We start from the raw sequence: 25,468 nt of genomic DNA, 5'->3' as shown, positions 1-25,468 counted from the left end.
TCTCTTTTTATTATAAATGAAAGCGTTATCATTAACTTCTTTCTTTTAAAAATGGTGTAAAAGACGAATTGTCGGAATGTCCTGCTTTCGCTAAAATAAAATCATGAAACATGTTAAGATGACATAAAATAGAGAAATAGGATGTCGGGGAATTATAATACTGGAGGCACAGCATGAACAAGAAAATTTTAGTTGTGGATGATGAAGAATCTATTGTTACTCTTTTACAGTACAATTTGGAACGGTCAGGCTATAATGTCATTACCGCCTCGGATGGGGAAGAAGCGCTCAAAAAAGCAGAAACAGAGAAGCCTGATTTGATTGTGCTTGATGTGATGCTTCCAAAACTGGACGGAATCGAAGTATGCAAGCAGCTGAGACAGCAAAAACTGATGTTTCCGATTTTAATGCTGACAGCGAAGGATGAGGAATTTGACAAAGTATTAGGGCTTGAGCTTGGTGCTGATGATTATATGACCAAGCCGTTCAGTCCAAGGGAAGTAAACGCAAGAGTCAAAGCGATTTTAAGGCGTTCGGAAATGGCTGCGCCCTCTAGTGAAACGAAAAACGATGAAATTGAAGGTCAGATCGTAATTGGCGATCTGAAAATACTGCCTGATCATTATGAAGCGTACTTTAAAGAAAATCAGCTTGAGCTGACACCGAAAGAATTCGAACTGCTGCTCTATTTGGGCAGACATAAAGGCAGAGTGCTGACGAGAGATCTTCTGTTGAGCGCTGTCTGGAATTATGATTTTGCCGGAGATACGAGAATTGTTGACGTACATATCAGCCATCTCCGCGACAAAATTGAAAATAATACTAAAAAACCGATCTATATTAAAACGATTAGGGGATTGGGGTATAAACTGGAGGAGCCAAAAATGAATGAATAAATACCGTGTGCGCCTTTTTTCTGTACTCGTTGTCTGTATGACTCTGGTGTTTAGTGTCCTCGGGCTGTTTTTGCAGCAGCTCTTTGAAACATCTGATCAAAGGAAAGCAGAGGAACGCATTGAAAAAGAAGCCAAATACATGGCTTCGCTTCTTGATGCCGGCAATCTGAATGATCAAGCAAATGAGAAAATCATTAAAGATGCAGGCGGCGCGCTTGATGTGAGCGCATCCGTTATCGATACAGACGGCAAGGTGCTGTACGGGTCAAACGGGAGAGCAGCAGATTCTCAAAAGGTGCAGGCACTTGTTTCTGGCCATGAGGGTGTTCTTTCAAAAGCAGATAACAAGCTTTATTATGGACTCTCGCTTAGAAATCAAGGTGAAAAAACAGGGTATGTGCTGCTTTCTGCCCCTAAAAAAAGCTACGGCTTGAAAGGTGAAATGTGGGGGATGCTGACGGCCAGTCTTTGTACCGCTTTTATCGTCATTGTTTATTTTTATTCCAGTATGACCTCACGCTATAAAAGGTCGATTGAAGCAGCGACAAACGTAGCAATAGAACTATCCAAGGGGAACTACGATGCCAGGACGTACGGCGGCTATATCAGGCGCTCTGATAAGCTCGGCCGGGCGATGAACAGCCTTGCCGTTGATCTGATGGAAATGACGAGAACGCAGGAAATGCAGCGGGACCGGCTGCTGACAGTCATTGAAAACATCGGCTCCGGGCTGATTATGATTGATGGAAGAGGTTTTATCAATCTCGTAAACAGGTCTTATGCCAAGCAGTTTCATATCAACCCGAATCAGATGCTGCGCCGTCTTTATCATGATGCATTTGAACATGAAGAAGTGATTCAGCTTGTCGAAGACATTTTTATGACGGAGACAAAGAAATGCAAGCTGTTAAGGCTTCCGATCAAAATTGAACGGCGTTATTTTGAAGTGGACGGCGTTCCGATTATGGGGCCGGACGATGAATGGAAAGGTATTGTGCTCGTTTTCCACGACATGACGGAGACGAAAAAATTAGAGCAGATGAGAAAGGATTTTGTGGCTAATGTTTCTCATGAGCTAAAAACGCCGATTACATCCATTAAAGGGTTTACGGAGACATTATTGGACGGGGCGATGGAGGACAAAGAAGCGCTTTCTGAATTTCTCTCCATTATTTTAAAGGAAAGCGAAAGGCTTCAGTCTTTGGTTCAGGATCTTCTCGACCTCTCAAAAATCGAGCAGCAAAATTTTACGCTCAGCATCGAAACGTTTGAACCAGCCAAAATGCTTGGTGAGATTGAAACACTTCTTAAGCATAAGGCGGATGAGAAAGGCATCTCCTTACAACTGAATGTACCGAAAGATCCGCTATACGTATCAGGGGACCCGTACAGGCTGAAACAGGTATTTCTTAATCTCGTAAACAATGCGTTAACCTACACGCCTGAAGGGGGCTCTGTAGCTATCAATGTAACGCCAAGAGACAAAGACATTCAAATTGAAGTTGCCGATTCCGGAATCGGAATTCAGAAAGAAGAAATCCCTCGCATCTTTGAACGTTTTTACCGCGTAGATAAAGACAGAAGCAGGAATTCGGGCGGAACCGGTCTGGGCCTTGCAATCGTAAAACATTTAATAGAGGCTCATGAAGGGAAAATCGATGTCAAAAGCGAGCTTGGACGAGGAACGGTCTTTACAGTGACACTGAAAAGGGCCGCTGAAAAGTCCTCCTAATGTTTACAAAGGTTTAACAATATCTTCATGCACTGTTAAACCTACGCTGGTAAGATGTAGTAGAACCCCTTCATCCAAGGAGCCAATTTTGACGGCGGGAACCATTTTGTGTTCCCGTCCTTTTTTGTGTCTTCTCTCAGTTCGCGCATTTTCCTTTCAAATTGAACTTTGTTAAAATAAGAGGAGCTAATGACTATGTAAGAGATGAATGGAAGCCTGATGCTTCTTAGGAGGATATTGAATGACGGAACAAAAAAAATTAGTGCTTGTAGACGGAAACAGTCTAGCTTACCGGGCGTTTTTTGCATTGCCGCTGTTAAGCAATGATAAAGGTATTCATACGAATGCCGTATACGGTTTTGCGATGATTTTAATGAAGATGCTTGAGGATGAAAAACCGACGCACATGCTGGTTGCATTTGATGCCGGGAAAACAACATTTCGTCACGGCACATTTAAAGAATATAAAGGCGGCAGACAGAAAACCCCGCCTGAACTTTCTGAACAAATGCCGTTTATCCGCGAGCTGCTGGATGCCTATCAGATCAGCCGCTACGAACTGGAACAATATGAGGCCGATGATATCATTGGCACACTGGCCAAATCGGCTGAAAAAGACGGATTTGAAGTAAAGGTTTTCTCAGGAGATAAGGATTTAACCCAGCTGGCAACAGACAAAACAACGGTTGCCATTACGAGAAAAGGAATTACCGATGTTGAATTTTACACACCGGAGCACGTCAAAGAGAAATACGGGCTTACGCCTGAACAAATCATTGACATGAAGGGTCTGATGGGCGATTCATCGGATAATATTCCAGGTGTGCCCGGTGTAGGAGAAAAGACAGCGATTAAGCTCTTAAAACAGTTCGATTCCGTGGAAAAGCTGCTGGAGTCCATTGACGAGGTGAGCGGAAAGAAACTGAAGGAAAAACTTGAGGAATTTAAGGATCAGGCATTGATGAGCAAGGAGCTTGCGACGATCATGACGGATGCGCCGATTGAGGTATCCGTTTCCGGCTTGGAATATCAAGGCTTTAATCGTGAACAGGTCATTTCCATCTATAAAGATCTTGGATTCAACACGCTTCTTGAACGTCTTGGTGTAGACAGTGAAGAAGCAGAGCAGGAACAGGTGTTAGATGAAATAAGTGTAAAAACCGTCACAGACGTGACTAGCGATATGTTGGTTTCCCCATCTGCCTTTGTCGTTGAACAGATTGGCGATAATTATCATGAAGTGCCGATTCTTGGATTTTCAATCGTAAATGAAACGGGATCTTATTTTATTCCGAAAGACATTGCCGTGGAGTCTGAGGTGTTTAAAGAATGGGCGGAAAATGACGAGCAGAAAAAATGGCTTTTCGATAGCAAGCGGGCTGTTGTCGCTTTGCGCTGGCAGGGCATTGAGCTGAAAGGGGCGGAGTTTGATACGCTTCTCGCGGCTTATATCATCAATCCGGGCAATTCATATGATGACGTTGCAAGTGTGGCCAAGGATTACGGACTGCATATTGTATCTAGCGACGAATCGGTTTACGGCAAAGGAGCAAAACGGGCGGTGCCGTCAGAAGATGTACTGTCTGAGCACCTTGTACGAAAAGCGTTAGCCATTCAAAGCCTCCGGGAAAAGCTTGTTCAGGAGCTGGAGAACAACGATCAGCTTGAACTGTTTGAAGAGCTCGAAATGCCGCTTGCGCTTATTCTTGGCGAAATGGAATCAACTGGCGTCAAGGTCGATGTTGATCGTTTAAAACGAATGGGCGAAGAACTGGGTGCGAAGCTAAAGGAATATGAAGAAAAAATTCATGAGATTGCGGGAGAGCCGTTTAATATCAATTCGCCGAAACAGCTCGGCGTCATCTTGTTTGAAAAAATCGGCCTGCCTGTCGTGAAAAAAACAAAAACAGGCTATTCAACGTCTGCTGATGTGCTTGAAAAGCTGGCTGACAAGCATGATATTGTCGACTATATTTTGCAATACAGACAAATTGGCAAGCTTCAATCGACATATATCGAAGGGCTTTTAAAGGTGACGAGACCGGATTCCCATAAGGTGCACACGCGCTTTAACCAGGCTTTAACGCAAACAGGCCGTCTTAGCTCGACTGATCCGAATCTGCAAAACATTCCGATCAGGCTTGAAGAAGGGCGTAAAATCCGCCAAGCTTTTGTTCCGTCTGAAAAAGACTGGCTAATTTTTGCAGCCGACTACTCACAAATCGAGCTGCGGGTGCTTGCCCATATTTCTAAGGATCAAAATCTTATCGAAGCTTTTACAAATGATATGGATATTCATACGAAAACGGCAATGGATGTGTTCCATGTTGCCGAGGATGAAGTGACATCTGCGATGAGACGCCAGGCGAAAGCGGTCAACTTTGGCATCGTGTACGGCATCAGCGATTACGGGTTGTCACAGAACCTCGGCATTACCCGGAAGGAAGCTGGCGCATTCATTGACCGCTATTTGGAAAGCTTCCAAGGCGTAAAAGCGTACATGGAAGATTCAGTTCAGGACGCGAAGCAAAAAGGATACGTGACAACGCTTATGCATCGCCGCCGCTACATTCCTGAGCTGACGAGCCGAAACTTTAATATCCGCAGTTTTGCGGAGCGGACGGCAATGAATACGCCGATTCAAGGAAGCGCAGCTGATATTATAAAAAAAGCCATGATTGATATGGCTGCCAAGCTGAAAGAACAACAACTGAAAGCAAGACTGCTGCTTCAAGTACACGATGAATTAATTTTTGAAGCGCCGCAGGAAGAAATTAAAATTCTTGAAAAGCTTGTTCCTGAAGTGATGGAACATGCGCTTGCATTAGATGTGCCGTTAAAGGTGGACTTTGCGTCAGGCCCATCTTGGTACGATGCGAAATAAACAGAGATAGGAAGTGATGGATGTGCCGGAATTACCAGAAGTTGAAACGGTCCGGCGCACTCTGACCGGGCTTGTAAAGGGAAAAACAATCAAATCGGTAGAGATCAGATGGCCAAATATCATCAAACGGCCTGCCGAACCGGAGGAATTTGCGCGAAATTTAGCAGGAGAAACGATACAGTCTATCGGAAGACGGGGGAAGTTTTTGCTGTTTCATTTAGACCATTTTGTCATGGTTTCTCATCTTCGAATGGAAGGGAAATACGGGCTTCATCAAGCGGAGGAGCCAGACGATAAACACGTCCATGTCATATTCACGATGTCAGACGGCACCCAGCTTCGTTACAGGGATGTGCGGAAGTTTGGAACCATGCACTTATTTAAACCGGGAGAGGAAGCGGGTGAGCTCCCTCTTTCTCAATTAGGGCCGGAGCCGGATGCAGAAGAATTTACGAGCGCATATTTAAAAGAACGGCTTGATAAAACAAACCGTGCTGTCAAAACCGCCCTGCTGGATCAGAAAACAGTTGTCGGACTCGGGAACATTTATGTGGACGAGGCTCTGTTCAGAGCGGGTGTCCATCCTGAGACGAAAGCAAATCAATTGTCAGACAAAACAATCAAAACACTTCATGCTGAAATCAAAAACACCCTGCAGGAAGCGATTGATGCAGGCGGCAGCACAGTCCGTTCGTATATCAATTCCCAAGGGGAAATCGGAATGTTCCAGCTGCAGCATTTTGTGTACGGAAAAAAAGACGAGCCGTGCAAAAATTGCGGAACGATGATTTCAAAAATTGTCGTAGGTGGCAGGGGCACGCATTTTTGTGCGAAGTGCCAGAAAAAAAAGTAGCATAATGCTTCTTTGTCCAAGCTGTCGGTGCATATATCAGTAACTCTGTAATAGAGGATGCCATTTTCGAAACACGGATTTTTCACTTTCCCATATATATGATTGTGATGAATCCCGGGCATTTTACATCTGATACAAGAGCACCAACAGAAAGGAAGAAACGGATATGCAAATGGTTTCTATACTGCTGCTGGCGTTGGCTGTCAGCTTGGACAGTTTTTCAGTCGGTTTTACGTATGGATTGAGAAAAATGAAAATCCCGTTTAAAGCGATTTTGGTTATCGCCTGCTGTTCCGGTGCCGTCATGTTTATATCCATGCTGATCGGAAGCTTTCTCACGAAGTTTTTACCTGTTTATGTGACGGAGAAGCTTGGCGGTTTGATATTGGTCGGAATCGGTGCGTGGGTTCTGTATCAATTTTTCAAACCGGCAAAAGACAAGGAATACTTATTGCATGAAAAAACGCTGCTTAATTTAGAGGTTCGGTCATTAGGGATTGTGATTCATATTTTAAGAAAACCCATGAGTGCGGATATCGACAAATCGGGTGTGATCAATGGTATTGAGGCGGTCTTGTTGGGATTTGCCTTATCGATTGATGCCTTCGGAGCAGGTATTGGCGCAGCCATTCTCGGTTTTTCACCGATTGTGATGAGCATTGCCGTGGCAATCATGAGCTCGCTGTTTGTATCAATCGGAATCAATGCCGGCCATTTTCTGTCTAAGTGGAAATGGATTGATAAGATGGCGTTTTTGCCAGGACTTCTGCTGATCACGATTGGGCTCTGGAAATTGTAAATGTAAAAAGGAGTTGAGCTCTTGACCTTAGTCATTGGTTTAACGGGAGGAATAGCTAGCGGCAAAAGTACGGTAGCCGCTATGTTGATTGAAAAAGGAATAACAGTTATAGATGCAGATATCATTGCCAAACAAGCGGTTGAAAAAGGGATGCCGGCCTACCGGCAAATCATTGACGAATTCGGTGAAGACATTCTGCTCCCAAACGGTGATATAGATCGAAAAAAGCTTGGGGCACTGGTATTTACAAATGAACCAAAGCGCCTTGCTTTAAATGCAATTGTCCATCCCGCAGTCAGGCAGGAAATGCTCAATCGCCGTGATGAAGCGATAGCAAAACGCGAGGCCTTTGTTGTATTAGATATCCCGCTATTGTTTGAAAGCAAATTGGAATCTTTAGTTGATAAAATTATTGTGGTCAGTGTAACCAAAGAGCTTCAGCTGGAACGTCTCATGAAGCGCAATCAGCTGACGGAAAAAGAAGCGATCAGCCGTATTTGTGCTCAAATGCCCTTAGAGGAAAAAACAGCAAGAGCAGATCAAGTCATTGATAACAGCGGCACGCTTACAGAGACCAAACAGCAGCTTGATAAAATCATCACAAACTGGGCATAAACAAAAACACCGTTCGTATGTCGTATGAACGGTGTTTTTTGTCATGTAAAACAGGAGTTATAAGAAATGAAAGCAGTCAGTGCGGGACGCTGGCTGTTTTTTGGTTCTTACACCTAAATTGTGTGCAAGAAAACATATAATGCATCATAAATTAGCGTTGTAATCGTTGATTTTATCAATATGTACTGGCGAATCCATTTTAATGTGTTATACTAATTACAAATGAAGGTAAATTAGAATGGCATAATTGATAAGGGGTGTCCAACATGAAGGTAAAAGTAGCGATCAACGGGTTTGGAAGAATCGGGAGAATGGTTTTTAGAAAAGCAATGTTAGATGATCAAATTCAAGTAGTGGCCATTAACGCCAGCTATTCCGCAGAAACGCTGGCTCATTTAATAAAGTATGACACAAATCACGGCAGGTACGACAAAGAGGTTGTGGCTGGTGAAGACAGCCTAATCGTGAATGGAAAGAAAGTGCTTTTATTAAACAGCCGTGACCCAAAACAGCTGCCTTGGCGGGAATATGATATTGACATTGTCGTCGAAGCGACAGGGAAGTTTAATTCAAAAGATAAAGCGATGGGTCATATAGAAGCGGGCGCGAAAAAAGTTATTCTGACAGCTCCGGGAAAAAATGAAGACGTTACCATTGTGATGGGGGTAAATGAGGACCAATTTGACGCCGACCGCCATGTCATTATTTCAAATGCGTCATGCACGACAAACTGCCTTGCGCCTGTTGTAAAAGTGCTGGATGAAGCATTTGGCATTGAGAGCGGGCTGATGACCACAGTCCACGCATATACGAATGACCAAAAAAATATTGATAATCCGCATAAAGATTTGCGCCGGGCGCGGGCATGCGGTGAATCCATTATTCCGACGACAACAGGAGCGGCAAAGGCGCTTTCGCTCGTGCTCCCGCATCTGAAAGGAAAGCTTCACGGCCTTGCCTTGCGCGTCCCCGTTCCGAACGTCTCACTGGTTGATCTTGTTGTCGATCTCAAAACTGATGTAACGGCTGAAGAGGTAAACGAGGCATTTAAACGGGCTGCCAAAACTTCGATGTACGGCGTTCTTGATTATTCAGATGAACCGCTCGTTTCAACTGACTATAATACAAATCCGCATTCAGCGGTCATTGACGGGCTTACGACAATGGTAATGGAAGACAGTAAAGTAAAGGTGCTCGCATGGTATGACAACGAATGGGGCTACTCATGCAGAGTTGTTGATCTGATCCGCCATGTAGCTGCGCGCATGAAACATCCGTCTGCTGTATAAAATAAGGTCATGGACGCATTTTGAAGAAAAAACCCTTAACAGCATATTTTGAAAAAACGCACCTTGCAAATTAGACTTAAACACAGTATACTATTTTTCGTGAACTTCTTGCTTGAGACTGTTTCGGAATTACTTAAAGGGTTAGGACCTCTCCGGACTAACTTTCCCCCGTGGTAAATGGCCGACCCAGTTGTTGGAATTTCACTTTTTAATTCTTGTTAAGGGGGGTCCATGACTATGGAAACAATGGGGCGTCACGTTATCTCCGAGCTATGGGGATGCGATTTTGATAAGCTGAATGACATGGATTTTATTGAAAAAACGTTTGTAAATGCTGCTCTAAAATCAGGTGCTGAGGTGCGCGAGGTTGCATTTCACAAGTTTGCACCGCAAGGCGTAAGCGGAGTTGTGATTATTTCTGAATCACACTTAACAATTCACAGTTTTCCTGAGCACGGATATGCGAGCATTGATGTTTATACTTGTGGAGACTTAGATCCTAATGTCGCTGCTGACTACATCGCAGAGGCATTACATGCTGATACAAGAGAAAACATTGAAATACCAAGAGGCATGGGGCCTGTGCAAATTAAACAGGCGCAAGCGAAAGTACTATAGTAAACACGAACACAAAGGGAGCTGAAGCTAGAAAGCCATTATGCGCTTTTTAGCTTATGCTCCTTTTATTTTTATAAAGAAACAAGGTGGTCAAGCTTTTTCTTTTTTTATTTTTTTTGTAAAATAAGAAAGAGATTTTCACAAACCACCAGATGCTGTAGACACAGCTCTATACAACGGCTCTCCCGACAGATGCTTTCACATCTATTTTTAAAAGGCGGAGGCTGCCGAACATACATTGCAGGGAACGAAATAGTTGGGAGCTGATTTTATTGAAATGTCCTTCATGCCAGCATAACGGAACGAGAGTCCTCGATTCACGGCCTGTGGATGACGGAAAATCGATTCGCCGAAGACGCGAATGTGAATCCTGCCACTACCGGTTTACGACCTTTGAGAAAGTGGAGGAGACCCCGCTCATCGTCGTGAAAAAAGAAGGTGTGCGTGAGGAATTCAGCAGAGAAAAAATGCTGCGAGGCCTCATAAAAGCATGCGAAAAAAGACCTGTTTCACTCAAAACGCTTGAAGACATGTGCTTTGATATTGAAAAAGAACTTCGCAATCAAGGCTGTTCTGAGGTGAAAAGCGAGCTCGTCGGAGAAATGGTGATGGACCGGCTGGCTAAGGTTGATGAAGTCGCATATGTACGGTTCGCGTCCGTCTATCGGCAGTTTAAAGATATAAACGTCTTTATCGACGAATTAAAAGACTTAATAAAGAAAGAGCGTTAAAAGAGCTAAGAGGATTCTTCTAGCTCTTTTCTCATGTGCAAAATTGGCATTTGATAGATAGGAGAAACGGTGTAAAATGAAAGGTAGAAACAAATTCGGAAGGTTTGAGAATGTATGGCTGACTATTGGAAAGATGTACTGCCTGTAGATCCGTATGTGGTCAAAAGCAGATCGATGCTGCAGGATATAGACAGACAAATTATCACACAACTGTATCAGCCTTTAATCGGCCCTGTTGCATTCTCTCTTTATATGACATTGTGGGGAGAGCTTGAACAAAACCGTCTGTGGGGCGGAGAGTCCACACATAGACAGCTGATGGGGATGACACAGTCTAACTTAAAAATGATCCATCAGGAACAGGGGAAGCTCGAAGGCATCGGATTGCTAAAAGTATATATGAAGGAATCCGAGCGGCAGGAGCGCCTCTTTATATATGAACTCCTTCCGCCGCTCAGGCCAAATGATTTTTTTGAAGACGGAATGCTGAATGTTTTTCTGTACAATAGAGTCGGAAAAACAAAATACCAGCAATTAAAACAATTTTTCACGCACCCAGCCATTTCAGAAGATGCGAAGGACATTACGCGGCCGTTTAATCATGCGTTTCAATCGCTGCAGCCGAGTGAATGGAAGCTCACATCTGATATGGAGGAAACGGTTAGGCTTGCGCAGGGCACAGAGTATACTTCTGTCGGACAGGCACCGTCCTACACCATAACAGAGGATGTGTTTGATTTTGATTTGTTTTTAGCGGGACTTTCTGAGACGATGATTCCGAAAAAAGCGATGACTCAGCAGGTGCGGGACACAATCAAAAAGCTTTCTTATCTGTACGGCATAGATCCTTTGCAGATGCAAAATGTCGTGATGAGCGCGATTGATGAGCGTGACGTCATTACGACGGAGGCTTTAAGAAAAGCGGCAAGTGACTGGTATCAAATTGAAAGAAACGGACAGCTGCCTGACTTAGTGGAAAAAACACAGCCGGTGCATTTGCGTGAAGGCGAAAAATCGGCGGAAGAGGATTCGCTGGACGGGAAGCTAATCGCATTGCTTGAGGCGATTTCTCCTAAGAAGCTTCTGCAGGACATTGCAGACGGAACAGAGCCGTCCAAAGCTGATCTGAAAATCATAGAAGAAATTATGTTTGAACAGAAGCTCGAGCCAGGTGTTACAAATGTGTTAATTTATTACGTCATGCTAAAAACCGACATGAAGCTGTCGAAAAACTATATCCAAAAGATCGCGTCGCATTGGGCACGCAAAAAGGTAAAAACGGTCAGAGAAGCGATGAAGCTCGCGATAGAAGAAAATCGCCAATACCTTGAATGGGCTGAAGGGAAAGCAAATCAGCCTTCGAAACGCAATTCAAAAGTGATTCGCGAAGAAAAACTTCCTGACTGGATGAAAGAAAAGGAAACAGCGTCCGATTCAGAATCCGGACAGCAGAAGCTGCAACCGCAGGATTTGGAAGAACAGAAGAAAAAGATGATGGAAGAGATGCAAAAACTGAAAAAATACTCTGCCTATTAAAGACAGAGAAGCGGGGTGAAGGAATAGATGGAACCAATCGGCCGTTCCCTGCAGGGCGTAACCGGCAGGCCGGATTTCCAAAAACGTCTTGAACAAATGAAGGAAAAAGTCATGAAGGATCAAGATGTTCAGGCATTTTTGAAGGAAAACGAAGAAGTGGTTGATCAAAATATGGTCGAAAAGAGCTTAAATAAGCTTTATGAATATATCGGACAAAGCAAGAATTGCTCGTATTGTTCAGAAAATGAAGATTGCAACAATCTGTTGGAGGGCTACCATCCGAAGCTTGTTGTCATTGGCCGTTCTATTGATATCGAGTATTATGAATGTCCGGTCAAACGGAAGCTTGATCAGCAGAAAAAACAAAAGTCTCTTATGAAAAGCATGTATATCCAGCAGGACCTTCTCGGAGCGACATTCCAGCAGGTTGATATCAGTGATCCTAGCAGGCTCGCGATGTTCCAGCATGTTACGGATTTTCTGAAAAGCTATAATGAGACGGGAAAAGGGAAAGGACTGTATTTATACGGGAAATTCGGGGTAGGAAAAACGTTTATGCTCGCTGCGATTGCCAATGAACTGGCGGAAAAAGAGTATTCCTCCATGATCGTATATGTACCCGAATTTGTAAGGGAGCTCAAGAATTCGCTTCAAGACCATTCATTGGAAGAGAAACTCAATATGGTCAAAACAACACCTGTATTGATGCTTGATGACATCGGGGCGGAATCAATGACGAGCTGGGTAAGGGATGAAGTCATCGGAACGGTGCTTCAGCACAGAATGTCCCAGCAGCTGCCGACGTTCTTTTCTTCTAATTTCTCACCTGACGAGCTGAAGCATCATTTTACGTATTCGCAAAGGGGAGAAAAGGAAGAAGTAAAAGCGGCAAGATTAATGGAGCGGATATTATATTTGGCTGCTCCGATCCGCCTTGACGGAGAAAACCGCCGCCATCCGTAACCGCTGCGGTTCAAAGGGGAAGGAACTGAGGGTATGAAACGAAAAGCCGCTCTTAAATGGCTGGCAGTGCTGGCCGTTGCAGGTTTAATCTTTTGGGGAAATAAAAGGTATTTGAATGTATCGCCGAAAGAGATCAGGGTATGGGTATTATCATTCGGGGTCTTTGCACCGCTGATGTTTATTGGGATTTCCATCGTCAGACCTCTTGTTTTATTTCCGGTGTCTGTTATTTCTATAGCGGGCGGACTTGCGTTTGGACCGCTTCTCGGCACGCTTTACACGTTATTCGGTTCGATGTGCGCCTCAGCTGTTTCGTTTTTTGCGGCTAGTTTGTTTGCTGCGAAAAGGAACAGCCACTATGAAAAGCTGGAAGCCATTCAGAAGCAGATGGAGGATAACGGATTTTTTTATATCTTGCTTTTAAGAATCCTGCCGGTCAATTTTGATTTCGTCAGTTATGCAGCAGGCCTTTCCAATGTCAAAGCGCTACCGTATTTTGCGGCGACGGCCGCGGGAATCATCCCCGGGACTATTGCGCTTAATGTGCTGGGGGCGAGCTTTTTGGCTGGCAATCTGCCCGCTTTCTTTATGGTGCTCGCTTTGTATATCGTGTTTATCTCGCTGCCGTTCATCTTCAGAAAGAAAATGCAAAACTTTTTCCAAGAATCAAATTAAGATTTGCCAATGACCTTTACGTCTATTTTAAAAACATCCCCCATATACTTGTAACAGATGCCGTAAGGGGGGACAAACATGCTTGAAATAATCTTTGAAGATGACCATGATGCAGCTGCTTTTTTACATCTCATTCAGCATTCGGACGATCGGAACAATATCATTGTCCGTGAAGGCATACGGAAAATCGGGATTGAAAAAGCTCAGCCGGCTTTCTCTATTCAGCGTTTTATGGAGCCGATTCTGGTCAAGTTTTTTTTAGAATGCAAAGAAGACGAGCATATGCTGTCATTGATTGAGGGAACATACTGCTTCACGGACCAGGATGAACAGCAGCATATCCTTCAGCTCGCACACAGTATTATTGAAGGAGAAGCGGACGATCTTCCGTTTGAGCCGCTAAAGCTTTCGCGGAAACAATCAATTTTGGATGAACTCCAAACGATCTGTTTAGAGGAAGGCTTATTTTCCATTCGTTCCTTTCAGACCTTCCGACTCGGACAATACTACAAGCAGCTTAGAGACATTACGGAAGCGGCGATAGATGAATATAAGATGGAACAGGAATACCAAAACTTTATTCAAACACTCAGAGACTATGTAACAGCAAAACAGCCGCGAATCAAAAAGGTGCATATTGTCCATGATGGTTCATTTACATTATGGGAACTGCGCTATGTGCCGGAACGGGAAAAAATGAAATACATAGACAGGCGATTTGTCCGCGATCATCCTATGTACATTGATTCTCATTTGCTCGCGCCGCTGATTTCCATTGCGCCTGATGAAGTGGTGCTTTACACCGACGAGCCCGAGCACATGATGGCAAGGACCATTCAAAACGTATTTCAAGAGAGAATGGAATTGCTTCCGCTGCACGCTTTTTCAGACGCGGAAATACCCGTGAAGCACTCGGAAGGATAAGGGCCGGCAGCCTGTATATATAAGGCTGTCGGTTTGAAAAAAGGAAATGCGATCGTGTTGATTTTTTGGATTGAACAATTTATAATACATAGGAGATTAAGAAAGACACACGTATTGATAAGGACACGAAGGAATGATACCGGCTTAAAGAGAGGGAAGCCCCGGCTGCAAGCTTCCTAGCTATGGACCATTCACTTTACCGCCTTTGAACTTCAGCTGTGAACCCCTTTAATAAGGAGCAGTAATGGCTGACGGGAACTCCCGTTACAGAGCATAGAGCCGCAGGTGCCGGAGTATTGGCTTTTGCGGAAAAAAGGGTGGAACCACGATTCCGTTTATTTAACCTCGTCCCTTTCATAGGGGGCGGGGTTTTTATATGCAAAAAAAAGGAGTGACATAGATGTCAGATATGGTAAAAATTACATTTCCTGATGGAGCAGTCAAGGAGTTTGCGAAAGGAACAACAACAGAAGATATCGCGGCATCCATCAGTCCGGGATTAAAGAAAAAATCATTAGCCGGAAAACTGAACGGAAAAGAGATCGATTTGAGAACACCGATCAATGAAGACGGTACAGTGGAAATCATTACAGAAGGCTCAGAAGAAGGTCTTCAAATTATGCGCCACAGTACGGCTCATTTGCTGGCTCAAGCGATTAAACGCATTTATAAAGATGTCAAGTTCGGTGTCGGTCCGGTCATCGAAAACGGTTTTTACTACGATGTAGAAATGGAAGAAGCGATTACACCGGAGGATCTGCCGAAAATCGAGAAGGAAATGAAAAAAATCGTCAATGCGAACCTTCCGATCGTTCGAAAAGAAGTCAGCCGTGAAGAAGCGAAAGCCCGTTTTGCAGAAATCGGCGACGACCTGAAGCTGGAACTATTGGATGCAATTCCTGAAGGAGAAACCGTTTCGATCTACGAGCAAGGCGAATTCTTTGACCTGTGCCGCGGCGTTCACGTTCCTTCAACAGGAAAAATCAAAGAGTTTAAGCTGTTAAGCCTTGCAGGAGCATACTGGCGCGGTGACAGCAATAACCAAATGCTTCAGCGTGTATACGGCACAGCTTTCTTCAAAAAAGCTGATCTTGAAGAGCATCTTCGCATGCTTGAAGAAGCGAAAGAGCGTGACCACAGAAAGCTTGGCAAAGAATTAAAGCTGTTTGCGAACTCTCAAAAAGTCGGACAAGGTCTGCCGCTTTGGCTGCCAAAAGGCGCGACAATCCGCCGCGTCATCGAGCGATACATTGTCGATAAAGAAATCAGCCTCGGCTATGAGCATGTATACACACCTGTGCTTGGAAGCAAAGAGCTGTATGAAACATCAGGACACTGGGATCATTATCAAGAAGGCATGTTCCCTCCGATGGAAATGGACAATGAAACACTTGTATTGCGTCCGATGAACTGTCCGCACCATATGATGATTTACAAACAAGACATTCATAGCTACCGGGAGCTTCCAATCCGTATTGCGGAGCTGGGAACGATGCACCGCTATGAAATGTCAGGTGCGCTGTCAGGGCTTCAACGCGTACGCGGCATGACGTTAAATGATGCACACATCTTTGTGCGCCCGGATCAAATTAAGGATGAGTTTATCCGTACAGTCCGATTAATCCAGGATGTCTATGAAGATTTCGGTTTAAATGATTACACATTCCGTCTGTCTTACCGTGATCCGGAAGACACAGAGAAATATTTTGATGACGATGAAATGTGGAACAAAGCGCAATCCATGCTGAAAGAGGCAATGGACGAAATCGGCCATGACTATTACGAAGCAGAAGGTGAAGCGGCATTCTACGGCCCTAAACTTGATGTTCAGGTGAAAACAGCGATCGGCAAAGAAGAAACATTGTCTACGGTTCAGCTTGACTTCTTATTGCCTGAACGTTTCGATCTGACCTATATCGGTGAAGACGGCAAGCAGCACCGTCCGGTTGTTATTCACAGAGGTGTCGTATCTACAATGGAACGCTTTGTTGCCTTCTTAATCGAAGAACACAAAGGCGCACTGCCAACATGGCTTGCACCGGTTCAGTTCCAAGTCATCCCGGTGTCTCCGGCTGTGCATTTAGACTACGCGAAAAAAGTGCAGGAACGCCTGCAGCGTGAAGGCCTGCGTGTAGAAGTCGACAGCCGCGATGAAAAAATCGGCTACAAAATCCGTGAAGCGCAAATGCAAAAAATCCCTTACATGCTTGTGGTCGGTGACCAAGAAGCAGAAAACGGAGCGGTAAACGTCCGTAAGTACGGAGAGCAGAACTCTGAAACCATTTCGCTTGATGATTTTGTGAAAAAGGCAGTAGCTGAAGCGAAAAAATAACATAAAAAGGCATGATCTCATTGAAGAGATCATGCTTTTTTTATTTCTCTAATATAGGAAACAAATCATGAAGGCTGCTGATGATGTAATCAGGCGTCACATCGGTTTCGTTTTTCTTATCTGTCCGATTAATCCAAACGGTTTTGATTCCGGCTTTTGAAGCGCCTAAAATATCAGTATTCAAATTATCGCCGACCATGATCGCATCGTCTTTTTCAATATTCATCAGCTTAAGGCAGTGCTCAAAAATGGAAACATCCGGTTTCCCTTTTCCGAAAGCGCCGGAGATGACGATTTCATTGAAATAAGGGGCGAGTTCAGGCACGCCGGCGAGCTTCTCCTTTTGCAGACTCGGATCGCCGTTTGTCAAAAGCAGCAATTCATATTTGCCTTTTAATTGATCGAGTACAGCAAATGTTTCATCATATACAAATGGGCGTTTTCTGCGTTCTGCCGCAAAAAACTCTCCTAAATATTCGCCGTATGCCGGATCATCGATGCCTAGCGCTTTCAGTCCGTTTGTCCATGCGTTTTTTCTGTACTCCGGCACAATCTTGTTCAGCTTCTGAAAGCCTTCACTGATCGGTTCTGAGAAATTGGACCACAGTCCTTCAAACGGGTTAATGCCGATCATCACTGTATATGGATACGTCTCATAAGACATGTACAATTCTCTCGCCGCTTCGCGGACAGCTGCTTCGAATGCTTGCGGGTTAAGGCCATATTTTTTCTCCGCCTGTACACAAGTTTCTGCAAATGTTGTTCTGACGCTTTTTTCATCCCAAAGTAGTGTATCGTCTAAATCAAAAAATACGGCTTTCATGATCTTCTCCTCTGCTACAGATTCAAATCTTTCTGCCAAAAGGCTCATGTTTTATTTTACAATAGATAAAAGCCATGTGAAATATGTTTTCAGACGATTTTAAAAAAACAGTCAGCCGTGAAACGAAAACATGCTAGAATAAACGGAAAGAACAGGTGACAGGCATGATTCATTTAATGATTATGATGCTTGAGAGGGTAGGGATTATCGTTATATTGGGTTTCATTCTTGCCCATACAAAGCTTTTTAGACAAGCTCTTCAGAATCAGGACGGCTATAAAGGAAAAGCGGTTTTAATCTCTATTTTTTCTCTCTTCAGCATTATCAGCAATTATACAGGCATCGAAATTCAAAAAAATATGATTGTAAACAATGACTGGGTGTTTGCGATAGATCCGTCGGGCTCTATCGCGAATACCCGTATTTTGGGCGTGGAAATCGGAGGCCTTCTCGGAGGTCCGTTAGTAGGGGCGGGGATCGGTATACTGGCAGGCCTGCACCGTTTTTCGCTCGGCGGCAGCACGGCCTTAAGCTGTGCGGTATCATCCGTTTTAGCAGGTGTTCTTGCAGGCTTGATCGGCAGGTATTTTATGAAGCGCTACCGAATGCCGACACCGCGTATCGCGGCTCTTGTGGGAATCGGCATGGAGTCTCTGCAGATGGTGATTATTTTGCTGATGGCGAAGCCATTCAGTGACGCTTGGGCGCTTGTCAGCATGATCGGGATTCCGATGATACTCATCAACGGAACAGGCAGTTTTATTTTCCTGTCGATTATTCAAGCGATCATTCGCAAGGAAGAGCAGGCAAGGGCGCTTGAGACACACAGAGTGCTGACAATTGCTGACCAGACGCTTCCATTTTTTCGCCAAGGTCTAAATGAAAACTCCTGTAAAAGTGTGGCGGCCATAATTCATAAGCTGACCGGAACAGATGCGGTGTCCCTCACTGACAATGAGAAGATCCTTGCGCATGTCGCCGCGGGAATGGATCACCACATCCCATCCAAAAGCTTGATCACCGGCTTGTCCAAAAAGGTGATTAAAACAGGGCAAATCATGAAGGCGATTTCCCAGGAAGAGATTGAATGCACGCATTCTGAATGTCCTTTGCATGCGGCAATTGTCCTGCCGCTGACATCAAACGGTAATACAATCGGCACCTTAAAAATGTATTTTAAAAACCCGGCTGGCCTGAGCCAAGTAGAGGAGGAGCTTGCTGAAGGACTGGCCATGCTGTTTTCCACACAGCTTGAGCTTGGGGAAGCAGAGCTGCAAAGCAAGCTTCTCAAGGATGCTGAAATCAAAGCGCTTCAAGCTCAGGTGAATCCGCATTTTTTATTTAATGCGATCAATACGATTTCTGCGTTATGCCGCACGGATGTAGAAAAAACACGTAAGCTCTTATTGCAGCTCAGTGTTTATTTTCGTTCAAACCTTCAAGGTGCGAGACAGCTGCTGATTCCGCTCTCAAAGGAGCTGAACCACCTTCACGCCTATTTGTCATTAGAACAGGCGCGTTTTCCCGGGAAATATAAAATTGAGCTAAATATCGACAGCAGGCTGGAGCAAATTGAAATCCCACCGTTTGTTTTACAGGTGCTTGTGGAAAACGCGCTTAGGCATGCGTTTCCGAACAAACAAGACATGTGCAATGTGACGGTCTGTGTCTTATCTAATGATACATTCGTCTATATGAAGGTGACGGATAACGGACGGGGAATTTCGCCGGACATCCTGCTGAATCTGGGAAAGAAACCGTTTCCGTCAAAGGAGGGAACCGGTACAGCGCTTTATAACCTAAATCAGCGGCTGGTCGGTTTATTCGGACAGCAGGCCGCCCTGAATATCAGGAGTGAGGTTCAGAAAGGGACAGAGGTTTCCTTTCAAGTGCCAATGCAACAGATGAAAGAGGGAGAAGAACATGCTCAAGGTGTTAATAGTTGATGATGAGATGCTGGCAAGAGATGAACTGGCTTACTTGCTCAAGCGGGCCAATGAGGAAATAGAAATCAATGAAGCGGAAAATATCGAATCTGCTTTTGACCAAATGATGGATCAAAAACCTGATTTGCTGTTTTTAGACGTTGATTTATCCGGAGAAAACGGTTTTGATATCGCAAAGCGATTGAAAAAAATGAAGCATCCTCCTGCTGTTGTATTTGCGACAGCGTATGACCAATATGCGCTCAAAGCGTTTGAGGTGGACGCTCTTGATTATTTAACTAAGCCTTTTGATGAGGAAAGAATTCAGCAAACGCTGAAAAAATATAAAAAAGTAAATCGGGATATCGTTGAAATAGAACAGAACAGCCATGCCAGCCAGCATAAACTCGCGCTATCTGTCGGAGAATCAATTGTAATCGTAGATACGAAGGACATTATCTATGCCGGAACGGAAGATGGTCATGTCAATGTAAAAACCTTCGATACATCTTATTCGGTCAGCGATACGCTCGTAGTGATTGAGAAAAAGCTGCCTGATGCTGACTTTATCCGCGTCCACCGAAGCTTTGTCGTCAATACCGAATATATTAAAGAGATTCAGCCGTGGTTTAATTCAACGTACAATCTGATCATGAAAGACGGATCAAAAATACCGGTCAGCCGGACATATGCGAAGGAATTGAAAAAGCTGCTCCATATTTGATGGGCGGCTTTTGCATTTCAGCCATTTGATTCTGCACCTCAGTCCCGCTATTCGACATGTTATCTTGTAAGCGCTTCATAATAGGGGATTCTTATTTATAATGAGGGTACCAAAGAGAAAGAGGTGAAGAAAATGAGTGCTAAAAAAGTGTATGGGTTTTTAACACAAGCATTTATTTTTGCCGTCATTATGCTGGTTTCGAATATGATTGCAGCTATTGTCCCAATACCTATCCCGGCATCGGTTGTAGGGTTGGTCTTATTATTTCTTCTATTATGTTTGAAAGTCGTTAAATTGGAACAAGTAGAAACGCTCGGAACGTCTTTAACCTCTCTGATCGGATTTTTATTTGTCCCGTCTGGTATATCTGTTATGAACTCGCTAGGTGTGATGCAGCAATACGGTCTGCAAATTGTTCTTGTCATTCTGCTCGCAACGATCATTTTGCTAGGGGCTACAGGATTGTTTTCTCAGCTGATTCTTTCGCTCAGCGGAAAACGCAAATCCGCAGCGGAGATGAAAGCAAAAACAGTGCAAAGCCCGCAGAACAATAAAGAACTCGTTCACCATTAAGGAAACAGGAGGTTCATCAGATGGAAAGCACAATGAGTCCTTATTTCGGAATTGTCGTATCGCTTGCTGCATTCGGCATCGGCACCTTTTTATTTAAGAAAACGAAAGGCTTCTTCCTTTTCACTCCTTTGTTTGTTGCCATGGTGCTTGGGATCGCATTTTTAAAAATCGGCGGTTTTTCCTATGCGGATTATAATAACGGGGGAGAAATCATTAAGTTTTTCCTTGAACCGGCGACGATCGCTTTTGCAATTCCTCTGTACAAACAAAGAGATAAGCTGAAAAAATACTGGTGGCAAATCATGTCCTCCATTATTGTCGGTTCTATCTGCTCTGTCACGATTGTTTATTTGCTCGCAAAAGGCATTCACCTCGATGCGGCAGTAATGAAAAGCATGCTTCCACAGGCGGCTACAACGGCAATTGCGCTTCCTCTATCAAAAGACATTGGCGGCATCAGCGACATCACTGCCTTTGCGGTCATCTTTAACGCTGTTATTGTTTACGCGCTCGGAGCATTGTTTCTGAAGGTGTTTAAAGTAAAGAATCCTATTTCTAAAGGATTGGCTCTCGGAACGTCCGGACATGCACTCGGTGTAGCCGTCGGAATCGAAATGGGAGAAGTTGAAGCTGCGATGGCAAGTATTGCGGTTGTCGTCGTAGGAGTGGTAACGGTTCTGGTCATCCCTATGTTCGTGCAGCTAATCGGAGGATAAGCTAAGGCTGAAAGCCTTGGCTTTTTCTATTTTATGGTGCGCCTTCGGGATCGATATATCCTTGTTTACCCACCTATTCCACTTGATCGTCGTGCCACTTTTTTCGTTCTTCATATCCATCGCCATCAGGAAGCTCTGAAGCGGGCTGTTGAACGGGATCATCTGCCTGTTTCGGAAGATGGTTCATTTTTGCTATTAGATAAGGGTGCCTCGGTCTGCTGCTGTTGTGCCTGCGATTGCCGTTTTTCCTCAGCATTCGCTTCCTGCTCTTTTTTGGACTGCTGCCTATCGCTGTCCGGCTTCTTCCTTTGCTTTGAGCATTTCCGGGGATCGGTCATGGAGCACCGCAGGTTCAGAAACTTCACATCCTGGATGAGAATGAAAGATTTTCTTTTTCTCTCTTGCGCTTATAGTAAACCCATGTTACAATGTAAAAGTTGTTCCGGATAAGTCGTCCTTGACTAAAGATCCGGTATTGTGTAGAATAGTCATTGAATTGAATATAAATCACAAGCAGAAGCACCCGCTTCTCACCTGATTGACACATGCATGTAGTTGGCAGGTTGACCGTACATTTTTATTGATACAGATGTTCGTAGTGTGGGTGTTTTATAATGCCCACACTTTTTGTTTGCCTGCAGAATGCAGTCAAAATGAGTTGTGAATCAATTCGAAGAAACTATGGAGGTGGCTCATTATTAGCAAAGATCAATTGGTTAATGAGGGTATCCGTGCACGTGAGGTCCGTCTAATCGGACAAAATGGCGACCAGCTTGGAATCAAGTCCCGTCAGGAAGCACTTGAAATCGCCGGCCGCGCAAATCTTGACCTTGTGTTAGTTGCAGCGAATGCAAAACCGCCTGTCTGCCGAATCATGGACTACGGTAAGTTCCGATTTGAGCAGCAGAAAAAGGAAAAAGAAGCACGCAAGAATCAAAAAATCATTAACTTAAAAGAAGTTCGGTTAAGTCCGACAATCGATGAGCATGACTTTAACACGAAATTGCGCAATGCGATTAAATTCCTTGAAAAAGGCGATAAAGTGAAAGCTTCTATCCGCTTTAAAGGACGCGCAATTACTCATAAAGAAATCGGCCAGCGTGTGTTAGACCGTTTTTCTGAAGCATGTGCTGAGGTTGCGACTGTCGAAACAAAACCAAAAATGGACGGCCGCAGCATGTTCTTAATGCTCGCGCCGAAAAACGAAAAGCAATAAGGAGGAAATCCCATGCCAAAAATGAAAACTCACCGCGGATCTGCTAAACGTTTTAAAAAGACAGGTTCTGGGAAGTTAAAACGTTCTCATGCATACACAAGTCACTTATTCGCCAACAAATCTCAAAAGCAAAAGCGTAAGCTTCGCAAGAGTGCTGTTGTAAGCGCAGGAGACTTCAAGCGTATCAAACAAATGCTTGCTAACATCAAGTAATCGGACAAGGAACAATTAGGAGGGAAATTCAATGCCAAGAGTAAAAGGCGGAACTGTTACACGTAAGCGTCGTAAAAAGGTTCTTAAATTAGCAAAAGGTTATTTCGGTTCAAAACATACATTATACAAAGTAGCTAACCAGCAGGTCATGAAATCTGGAAACTATGCTTTCCGTGACCGTCGTCAGAAAAAACGTGATTTCCGTAAGCTTTGGATCACTCGTATCAACGCAGCTGCTCGTATGAACGGTCTTTCTTACAGCCGTTTAATGCACGGTCTTAAGCTTTCTGGTATCGAAGTAAACCGTAAAATGCTTGCTGATCTTGCTGTAAACGATCTTACTGCATTCAATCAGCTTGCTGATGCTGCTAAAGCTCAATTAAACAAGTAATCATATAGAGCCGCTCTCCAGCAGAGCGGCTTTTTTATATAAAGGATGAGGCAACATGGTTATTGCTTTGTATTTGGTGCTGATTAATCTTTGCGGTTTTTGGGTAATGGGCATTGACAAACGAAAAGCGCAGCAGCACAAATGGAGAATTTCTGAAGATCGGCTGTGGCTGATAGCGATCGTGTTTGGAGCGCTCGGTGTCTGGCTTGGCATGCAAACCTTCAGACATAAAACGAAACACATGTCTTTTAAGTACGGAGTGCCGTTTCTTCTGGTAATTGAAGCGATTTTGATCGGCATTTATTACAGCCCGTTTGATTTATAAAAAGCAGAAAAGCGTTTTAGCGCTCTTCTGCTTTTTTTGCGAGTTTAATGGGCTGGTCCCAGTCAATTTTACAATTCGGATAGCGTTCCAGCACTCTTTCTTCAATGTTCTCAAAATCTTTTTCAGAGAAATGTTTCAGCTTCTCAGGAGATTCTGTCCAGACAAAGATGGTGTGGATAAACAGCGGATGATCCTTGGCAGGAATATGCTTTTCTCCTTCAAAAAGCACGCCTTTATACGTCAGCTGAAAGTTCTTTCGGGTATTGTTCTGTTCATCAATAATATAAAAATGTTCTTTTGATTGGGCCAGCTTAAGCCTTCTCTTTGGATTTGCGACATATTTGACTGCGGCATAGATACAATAAGCAAAAAGTGCAAGCAATATGATCCTTAAAACCATGACAAACATTGTGTGAAGGCACCTCCCTTATTGTGATGATCTGATGTAATACGAAGAGCATAGAAAAAGGTTTCACTTTTTCTAAAAGAAAGTTCTAAAAACATATACCCAATTTTCAAGTGAAATAGTCGTATGGTTAGCGCCAGGTTTTGTATAATAAGAAGGCAGGACTGATGAAGGAGGTTTTTGAAACATGGCAAAATTAGATGAAACATTGACCATGCTGAAAGATTTAACAGATGCAAAAGGCATACCGGGCAATGAGAGAGAAGTAAGGCAAGTGATGAAATCATACATAGAACCATTTGCTGATGAGGTGACAACAGATCGGCTGGGCAGTTTAATTGCCAAAAAAACAGGTGCGCAAAACGGCCCGAAAGTTATGATCGCCGGGCATTTGGACGAAGTCGGTTTTATGGTGACACAAATCACTGATAAAGGCTTTATCCGTTTCCAAACCGTTGGCGGCTGGTGGGCTCAGGTTATGCTGGCCCAGCGTGTTACTATCGTCACGAAAAAAGGAGAGATTACAGGAGTTATCGGCTCTAAGCCGCCGCATATTTTATCTCCTGAAGCGAGAAAAAAATCAGTAGAAATAAAAGACATGTTTATTGATATTGGAGCATCAAGCCGAGAAGAAGCCTTGGAGTGGGGTGTACTCCCAGGAGACATGATCGTTCCTCATTTTGAATTTACGGTCATGAACAATGAAAAATTCTTGCTGGCGAAGGCCTGGGACAACCGCATCGGCTGTGCGATTGCCATTGATGTGTTAAAAAATTTACAAAACACAGATCATCCAAACATTGTGTATAGCGTGGGAACCGTGCAGGAGGAAGTTGGCCTGAGGGGAGCGAAAACGGCTGCCCACACCATTCAGCCTGATATTGCGTTTGGTGTTGATGTAGGTATAGCAGGAGACACGCCTGGCATTTCCGAGAAGGAAGCGCAAAGCAAAATGGGCAAAGGCCCGCAGATTATCGTTTACGATGCATCCATGGTCTCTCACAAAGGTTTGCGCGATGTAGTTGTCGCTACCGCAGAGGAAGCGGGCATTCCGTACCAATTTGATGCCATTGCCGGCGGCGGAACAGATTCCGGAGCCATCCATTTGACGGCAAATGGTGTTCCTGCACTGTCTATCACCATTGCAACCCGCTACATTCATACACACGCGGCCATGCTGCATCGTGATGATTATGAAAACACGGTCAAATTAATTACAGAAGTGATTAAGAAATTAGACCGAAAGACAGTTGACCAAATCACATATGAATAAAATCCATTAGAATCTGCTGTAAAAGGCGGATTCTAT

Annotated in this window: 24 protein-coding genes, 2 pseudogenes and 1 other annotated feature; of the genes and pseudogenes, 23 read left to right on the top strand and 3 right to left on the bottom strand. The window is 44.0% G+C overall.

Features of this window, described 5'->3' with window-relative positions; genetic code table 11:
* Positions 1 to 173 precede the first annotated feature (173 nt).
* From phoP to thrS, 14 genes and pseudogenes are all read left to right on the top strand, one after another.
* Positions 174 to 896, top strand: coding sequence for a two-component system response regulator PhoP (gene phoP, locus MOF34_RS00800; protein ID WP_019715351.1), 723 nt, complete (start codon positions 174 to 176; stop codon positions 894 to 896).
* Complete coding sequence (phoR, locus tag MOF34_RS00795) at positions 889 to 2,628, top strand: sensory box histidine kinase PhoR (RefSeq protein ID WP_268397979.1); 1,740 nt, start codon at positions 889 to 891, stop codon at positions 2,626 to 2,628. The genes phoP and phoR overlap by 8 nt, the downstream gene beginning before the upstream one ends.
* A gap of 241 nt (positions 2,629 to 2,869) precedes the next feature.
* Positions 2,870 to 5,512, top strand: coding sequence for a DNA polymerase I (gene polA, locus MOF34_RS00790; RefSeq protein ID WP_268397969.1), 2,643 nt, complete (start codon positions 2,870 to 2,872; stop codon positions 5,510 to 5,512).
* Positions 5,513 to 5,534: 22 nt separating this feature from the next.
* A complete protein-coding gene (mutM, locus tag MOF34_RS00785; RefSeq protein ID WP_268397965.1) occupies positions 5,535 to 6,365 on the top strand; it encodes a DNA-formamidopyrimidine glycosylase in 831 nt (276 codons plus the stop codon).
* Between the two features lie 148 nt (positions 6,366 to 6,513).
* Positions 6,514 to 7,164 (top strand): annotated as a pseudogene (ytaF, locus tag MOF34_RS00780) (sporulation membrane protein YtaF); the annotation flags it as partial.
* A 21-nt stretch (positions 7,165 to 7,185) separates the two neighbouring features.
* Positions 7,186 to 7,779 (top strand): dephospho-CoA kinase, encoded by a 594-nt coding sequence (gene coaE, locus MOF34_RS00775; RefSeq protein WP_019715347.1) that lies wholly within the window; start codon positions 7,186 to 7,188, stop codon positions 7,777 to 7,779.
* Positions 7,780 to 8,045: 266 nt separating this feature from the next.
* Entirely contained in the window at positions 8,046 to 9,068 is a 1,023-nt protein-coding gene (locus MOF34_RS00770; RefSeq protein WP_268397962.1) for a glyceraldehyde-3-phosphate dehydrogenase, read from the top strand.
* 237 nt (positions 9,069 to 9,305) lie between these two features.
* On the top strand, positions 9,306 to 9,686 hold the full coding sequence (gene speD / locus MOF34_RS00765) for an adenosylmethionine decarboxylase (protein ID WP_003223584.1): 381 nt from the start codon (positions 9,306 to 9,308) through the stop codon (positions 9,684 to 9,686).
* A 272-nt stretch (positions 9,687 to 9,958) separates the two neighbouring features.
* Positions 9,959 to 10,417 (top strand): transcriptional regulator NrdR, encoded by a 459-nt coding sequence (gene nrdR / locus MOF34_RS00760; protein WP_019715345.1) that lies wholly within the window; start codon positions 9,959 to 9,961, stop codon positions 10,415 to 10,417.
* A gap of 114 nt (positions 10,418 to 10,531) precedes the next feature.
* Positions 10,532 to 11,953 carry a replication initiation membrane attachment protein DnaB gene (dnaB, locus tag MOF34_RS00755; protein ID WP_019715344.1) on the top strand — a complete coding sequence of 474 codons (1,422 nt, stop codon included), beginning with the start codon at positions 10,532 to 10,534 and terminating at the stop codon, positions 11,951 to 11,953.
* Positions 11,954 to 11,980: 27 nt separating this feature from the next.
* Positions 11,981 to 12,916: a primosomal protein DnaI gene (dnaI, locus tag MOF34_RS00750; RefSeq protein ID WP_019715343.1), complete on the top strand. Its 936-nt coding sequence runs from the start codon at positions 11,981 to 11,983 to the stop codon at positions 12,914 to 12,916.
* A 33-nt stretch (positions 12,917 to 12,949) separates the two neighbouring features.
* The gene (locus MOF34_RS00745; RefSeq protein WP_268397953.1) at positions 12,950 to 13,591 is read left to right on the top strand and encodes a TVP38/TMEM64 family protein; all 642 of its coding nucleotides are present in this window, start codon (positions 12,950 to 12,952) and stop codon (positions 13,589 to 13,591) included.
* Between the two features lie 78 nt (positions 13,592 to 13,669).
* Positions 13,670 to 14,515, top strand: coding sequence for a putative sporulation protein YtxC (gene ytxC, locus MOF34_RS00740; protein ID WP_019715341.1), 846 nt, complete (start codon positions 13,670 to 13,672; stop codon positions 14,513 to 14,515).
* A gap of 400 nt (positions 14,516 to 14,915) precedes the next feature.
* Positions 14,916 to 16,847 (top strand): threonine--tRNA ligase, encoded by a 1,932-nt coding sequence (gene thrS, locus MOF34_RS00735; protein WP_019715340.1) that lies wholly within the window; start codon positions 14,916 to 14,918, stop codon positions 16,845 to 16,847.
* Between the two features lie 40 nt (positions 16,848 to 16,887).
* On the opposite strand, the gene MOF34_RS00730 is transcribed toward thrS, so the two are convergent.
* Positions 16,888 to 17,670 (bottom strand): HAD family hydrolase, encoded by a 783-nt coding sequence (locus MOF34_RS00730; protein WP_268397949.1) that lies wholly within the window; start codon positions 17,668 to 17,670, stop codon positions 16,888 to 16,890.
* Positions 17,671 to 17,834: 164 nt separating this feature from the next.
* Between MOF34_RS00730 and lytS the strand changes: the two genes are divergently transcribed.
* The 4 genes from lytS to lrgB all read left to right on the top strand — a co-directional run bounded on the left by lytS (position 17,835) and on the right by lrgB (position 21,608).
* Positions 17,835 to 19,616: a two-component system sensor histidine kinase LytS gene (lytS, locus tag MOF34_RS00725; protein ID WP_268397946.1), complete on the top strand. Its 1,782-nt coding sequence runs from the start codon at positions 17,835 to 17,837 to the stop codon at positions 19,614 to 19,616.
* Entirely contained in the window at positions 19,594 to 20,319 is a 726-nt protein-coding gene (gene lytT / locus MOF34_RS00720; protein ID WP_019715337.1) for a two-component system response regulator LytT, read from the top strand. The genes lytS and lytT overlap by 23 nt, the downstream gene beginning before the upstream one ends.
* A gap of 132 nt (positions 20,320 to 20,451) precedes the next feature.
* On the top strand, positions 20,452 to 20,892 hold the full coding sequence (lrgA, locus tag MOF34_RS00715) for an antiholin-like murein hydrolase modulator LrgA (protein ID WP_019715336.1): 441 nt from the start codon (positions 20,452 to 20,454) through the stop codon (positions 20,890 to 20,892).
* Between the two features lie 20 nt (positions 20,893 to 20,912).
* Positions 20,913 to 21,608 (top strand): antiholin-like protein LrgB, encoded by a 696-nt coding sequence (gene lrgB / locus MOF34_RS00710; RefSeq protein WP_268397942.1) that lies wholly within the window; start codon positions 20,913 to 20,915, stop codon positions 21,606 to 21,608.
* A 73-nt stretch (positions 21,609 to 21,681) separates the two neighbouring features.
* On the opposite strand, the pseudogene MOF34_RS00705 reads toward lrgB, so the two are convergent.
* Positions 21,682 to 21,883: pseudogene (locus MOF34_RS00705) on the bottom strand (hypothetical protein); the annotation flags it as partial.
* Between the two features lie 230 nt (positions 21,884 to 22,113).
* Positions 22,114 to 22,244: a sequence feature (ribosomal protein L20 leader region), on the top strand.
* 58 nt (positions 22,245 to 22,302) lie between these two features.
* On the opposite strand from MOF34_RS00705, the gene infC reads away from it, so the two are divergent.
* The 4 genes from infC to MOF34_RS00685 are packed head-to-tail and all read left to right on the top strand — an operon-like array spanning position 22,303 to position 23,753.
* Entirely contained in the window at positions 22,303 to 22,824 is a 522-nt protein-coding gene (infC, locus tag MOF34_RS00700) for a translation initiation factor IF-3 (RefSeq protein WP_010886591.1), read from the top strand.
* 12 nt (positions 22,825 to 22,836) lie between these two features.
* The gene (rpmI, locus tag MOF34_RS00695; RefSeq protein WP_003222418.1) at positions 22,837 to 23,037 is read left to right on the top strand and encodes a 50S ribosomal protein L35; all 201 of its coding nucleotides are present in this window, start codon (positions 22,837 to 22,839) and stop codon (positions 23,035 to 23,037) included.
* A gap of 31 nt (positions 23,038 to 23,068) precedes the next feature.
* A complete protein-coding gene (rplT, locus tag MOF34_RS00690) occupies positions 23,069 to 23,428 on the top strand; it encodes a 50S ribosomal protein L20 (RefSeq protein ID WP_003222420.1) in 360 nt (119 codons plus the stop codon).
* A 55-nt stretch (positions 23,429 to 23,483) separates the two neighbouring features.
* Entirely contained in the window at positions 23,484 to 23,753 is a 270-nt protein-coding gene (locus MOF34_RS00685) for a DUF1294 domain-containing protein (RefSeq protein WP_268397939.1), read from the top strand.
* A 16-nt stretch (positions 23,754 to 23,769) separates the two neighbouring features.
* Here the strand turns inward: MOF34_RS00685 and ysdB are convergent, their stop codons facing one another.
* The gene (gene ysdB / locus MOF34_RS00680) at positions 23,770 to 24,162 is read right to left on the bottom strand and encodes a sigma W pathway protein YsdB (protein WP_268397937.1); all 393 of its coding nucleotides are present in this window, start codon (positions 24,160 to 24,162) and stop codon (positions 23,770 to 23,772) included.
* A gap of 184 nt (positions 24,163 to 24,346) precedes the next feature.
* Between ysdB and MOF34_RS00675 the strand changes: the two genes are divergently transcribed.
* Positions 24,347 to 25,432: a M42 family metallopeptidase gene (locus MOF34_RS00675; RefSeq protein WP_268397935.1), complete on the top strand. Its 1,086-nt coding sequence runs from the start codon at positions 24,347 to 24,349 to the stop codon at positions 25,430 to 25,432.
* Positions 25,433 to 25,468 lie beyond the last annotated feature (36 nt).

It is taken from the genome of Bacillus sp. T17B1 (assembly GCF_026796395.1).
Classification (GTDB): Bacteria; Bacillota; Bacilli; order Bacillales; family Bacillaceae; genus Bacillus; species Bacillus spizizenii_A.
This window is presented reverse-complemented; position numbering and strand designations above follow the sequence as displayed.

Excerpts from the sequence above, each read along its gene's own strand:
- MOF34_RS00770 (WP_268397962.1), top strand. The coding sequence starts at position 8,046 with ATGAAGGTAAAAGTAGCGATCAACGGGTTTGGAAGAATCGGGAGAATG.
- rplT (WP_003222420.1), top strand. The coding sequence starts at position 23,069 with ATGCCAAGAGTAAAAGGCGGAACTGTTACACGTAAGCGTCGTAAAAAG.
- ytxC (WP_019715341.1), top strand. The coding sequence starts at position 13,670 with ATGCTTGAAATAATCTTTGAAGATGACCATGATGCAGCTGCTTTTTTA.
- phoP (WP_019715351.1), top strand. The coding sequence starts at position 174 with ATGAACAAGAAAATTTTAGTTGTGGATGATGAAGAATCTATTGTTACT.
- thrS (WP_019715340.1), top strand. The coding sequence starts at position 14,916 with ATGTCAGATATGGTAAAAATTACATTTCCTGATGGAGCAGTCAAGGAG.
- MOF34_RS00745 (WP_268397953.1), top strand. The coding sequence starts at position 12,950 with ATGAAACGAAAAGCCGCTCTTAAATGGCTGGCAGTGCTGGCCGTTGCA.
- lrgA (WP_019715336.1), top strand. The coding sequence starts at position 20,452 with ATGAGTGCTAAAAAAGTGTATGGGTTTTTAACACAAGCATTTATTTTT.
- lytS (WP_268397946.1), top strand. The coding sequence starts at position 17,835 with ATGATTCATTTAATGATTATGATGCTTGAGAGGGTAGGGATTATCGTT.
- speD (WP_003223584.1), top strand. The coding sequence starts at position 9,306 with ATGGAAACAATGGGGCGTCACGTTATCTCCGAGCTATGGGGATGCGAT.
- polA (WP_268397969.1), top strand. The coding sequence starts at position 2,870 with ATGACGGAACAAAAAAAATTAGTGCTTGTAGACGGAAACAGTCTAGCT.
- lrgB (WP_268397942.1), top strand. The coding sequence starts at position 20,913 with ATGGAAAGCACAATGAGTCCTTATTTCGGAATTGTCGTATCGCTTGCT.
- lytT (WP_019715337.1), top strand. The coding sequence starts at position 19,594 with ATGCTCAAGGTGTTAATAGTTGATGATGAGATGCTGGCAAGAGATGAA.
- MOF34_RS00730 (WP_268397949.1), bottom strand. The coding sequence starts at position 17,670 with ATGAAAGCCGTATTTTTTGATTTAGACGATACACTACTTTGGGATGAA.
- rpmI (WP_003222418.1), top strand. The coding sequence starts at position 22,837 with ATGCCAAAAATGAAAACTCACCGCGGATCTGCTAAACGTTTTAAAAAG.
- ysdB (WP_268397937.1), bottom strand. The coding sequence starts at position 24,162 with ATGTTTGTCATGGTTTTAAGGATCATATTGCTTGCACTTTTTGCTTAT.
- MOF34_RS00675 (WP_268397935.1), top strand. The coding sequence starts at position 24,347 with ATGGCAAAATTAGATGAAACATTGACCATGCTGAAAGATTTAACAGAT.
- dnaB (WP_019715344.1), top strand. The coding sequence starts at position 10,532 with ATGGCTGACTATTGGAAAGATGTACTGCCTGTAGATCCGTATGTGGTC.
- phoR (WP_268397979.1), top strand. The coding sequence starts at position 889 with ATGAATAAATACCGTGTGCGCCTTTTTTCTGTACTCGTTGTCTGTATG.
- dnaI (WP_019715343.1), top strand. The coding sequence starts at position 11,981 with ATGGAACCAATCGGCCGTTCCCTGCAGGGCGTAACCGGCAGGCCGGAT.
- MOF34_RS00685 (WP_268397939.1), top strand. The coding sequence starts at position 23,484 with ATGGTTATTGCTTTGTATTTGGTGCTGATTAATCTTTGCGGTTTTTGG.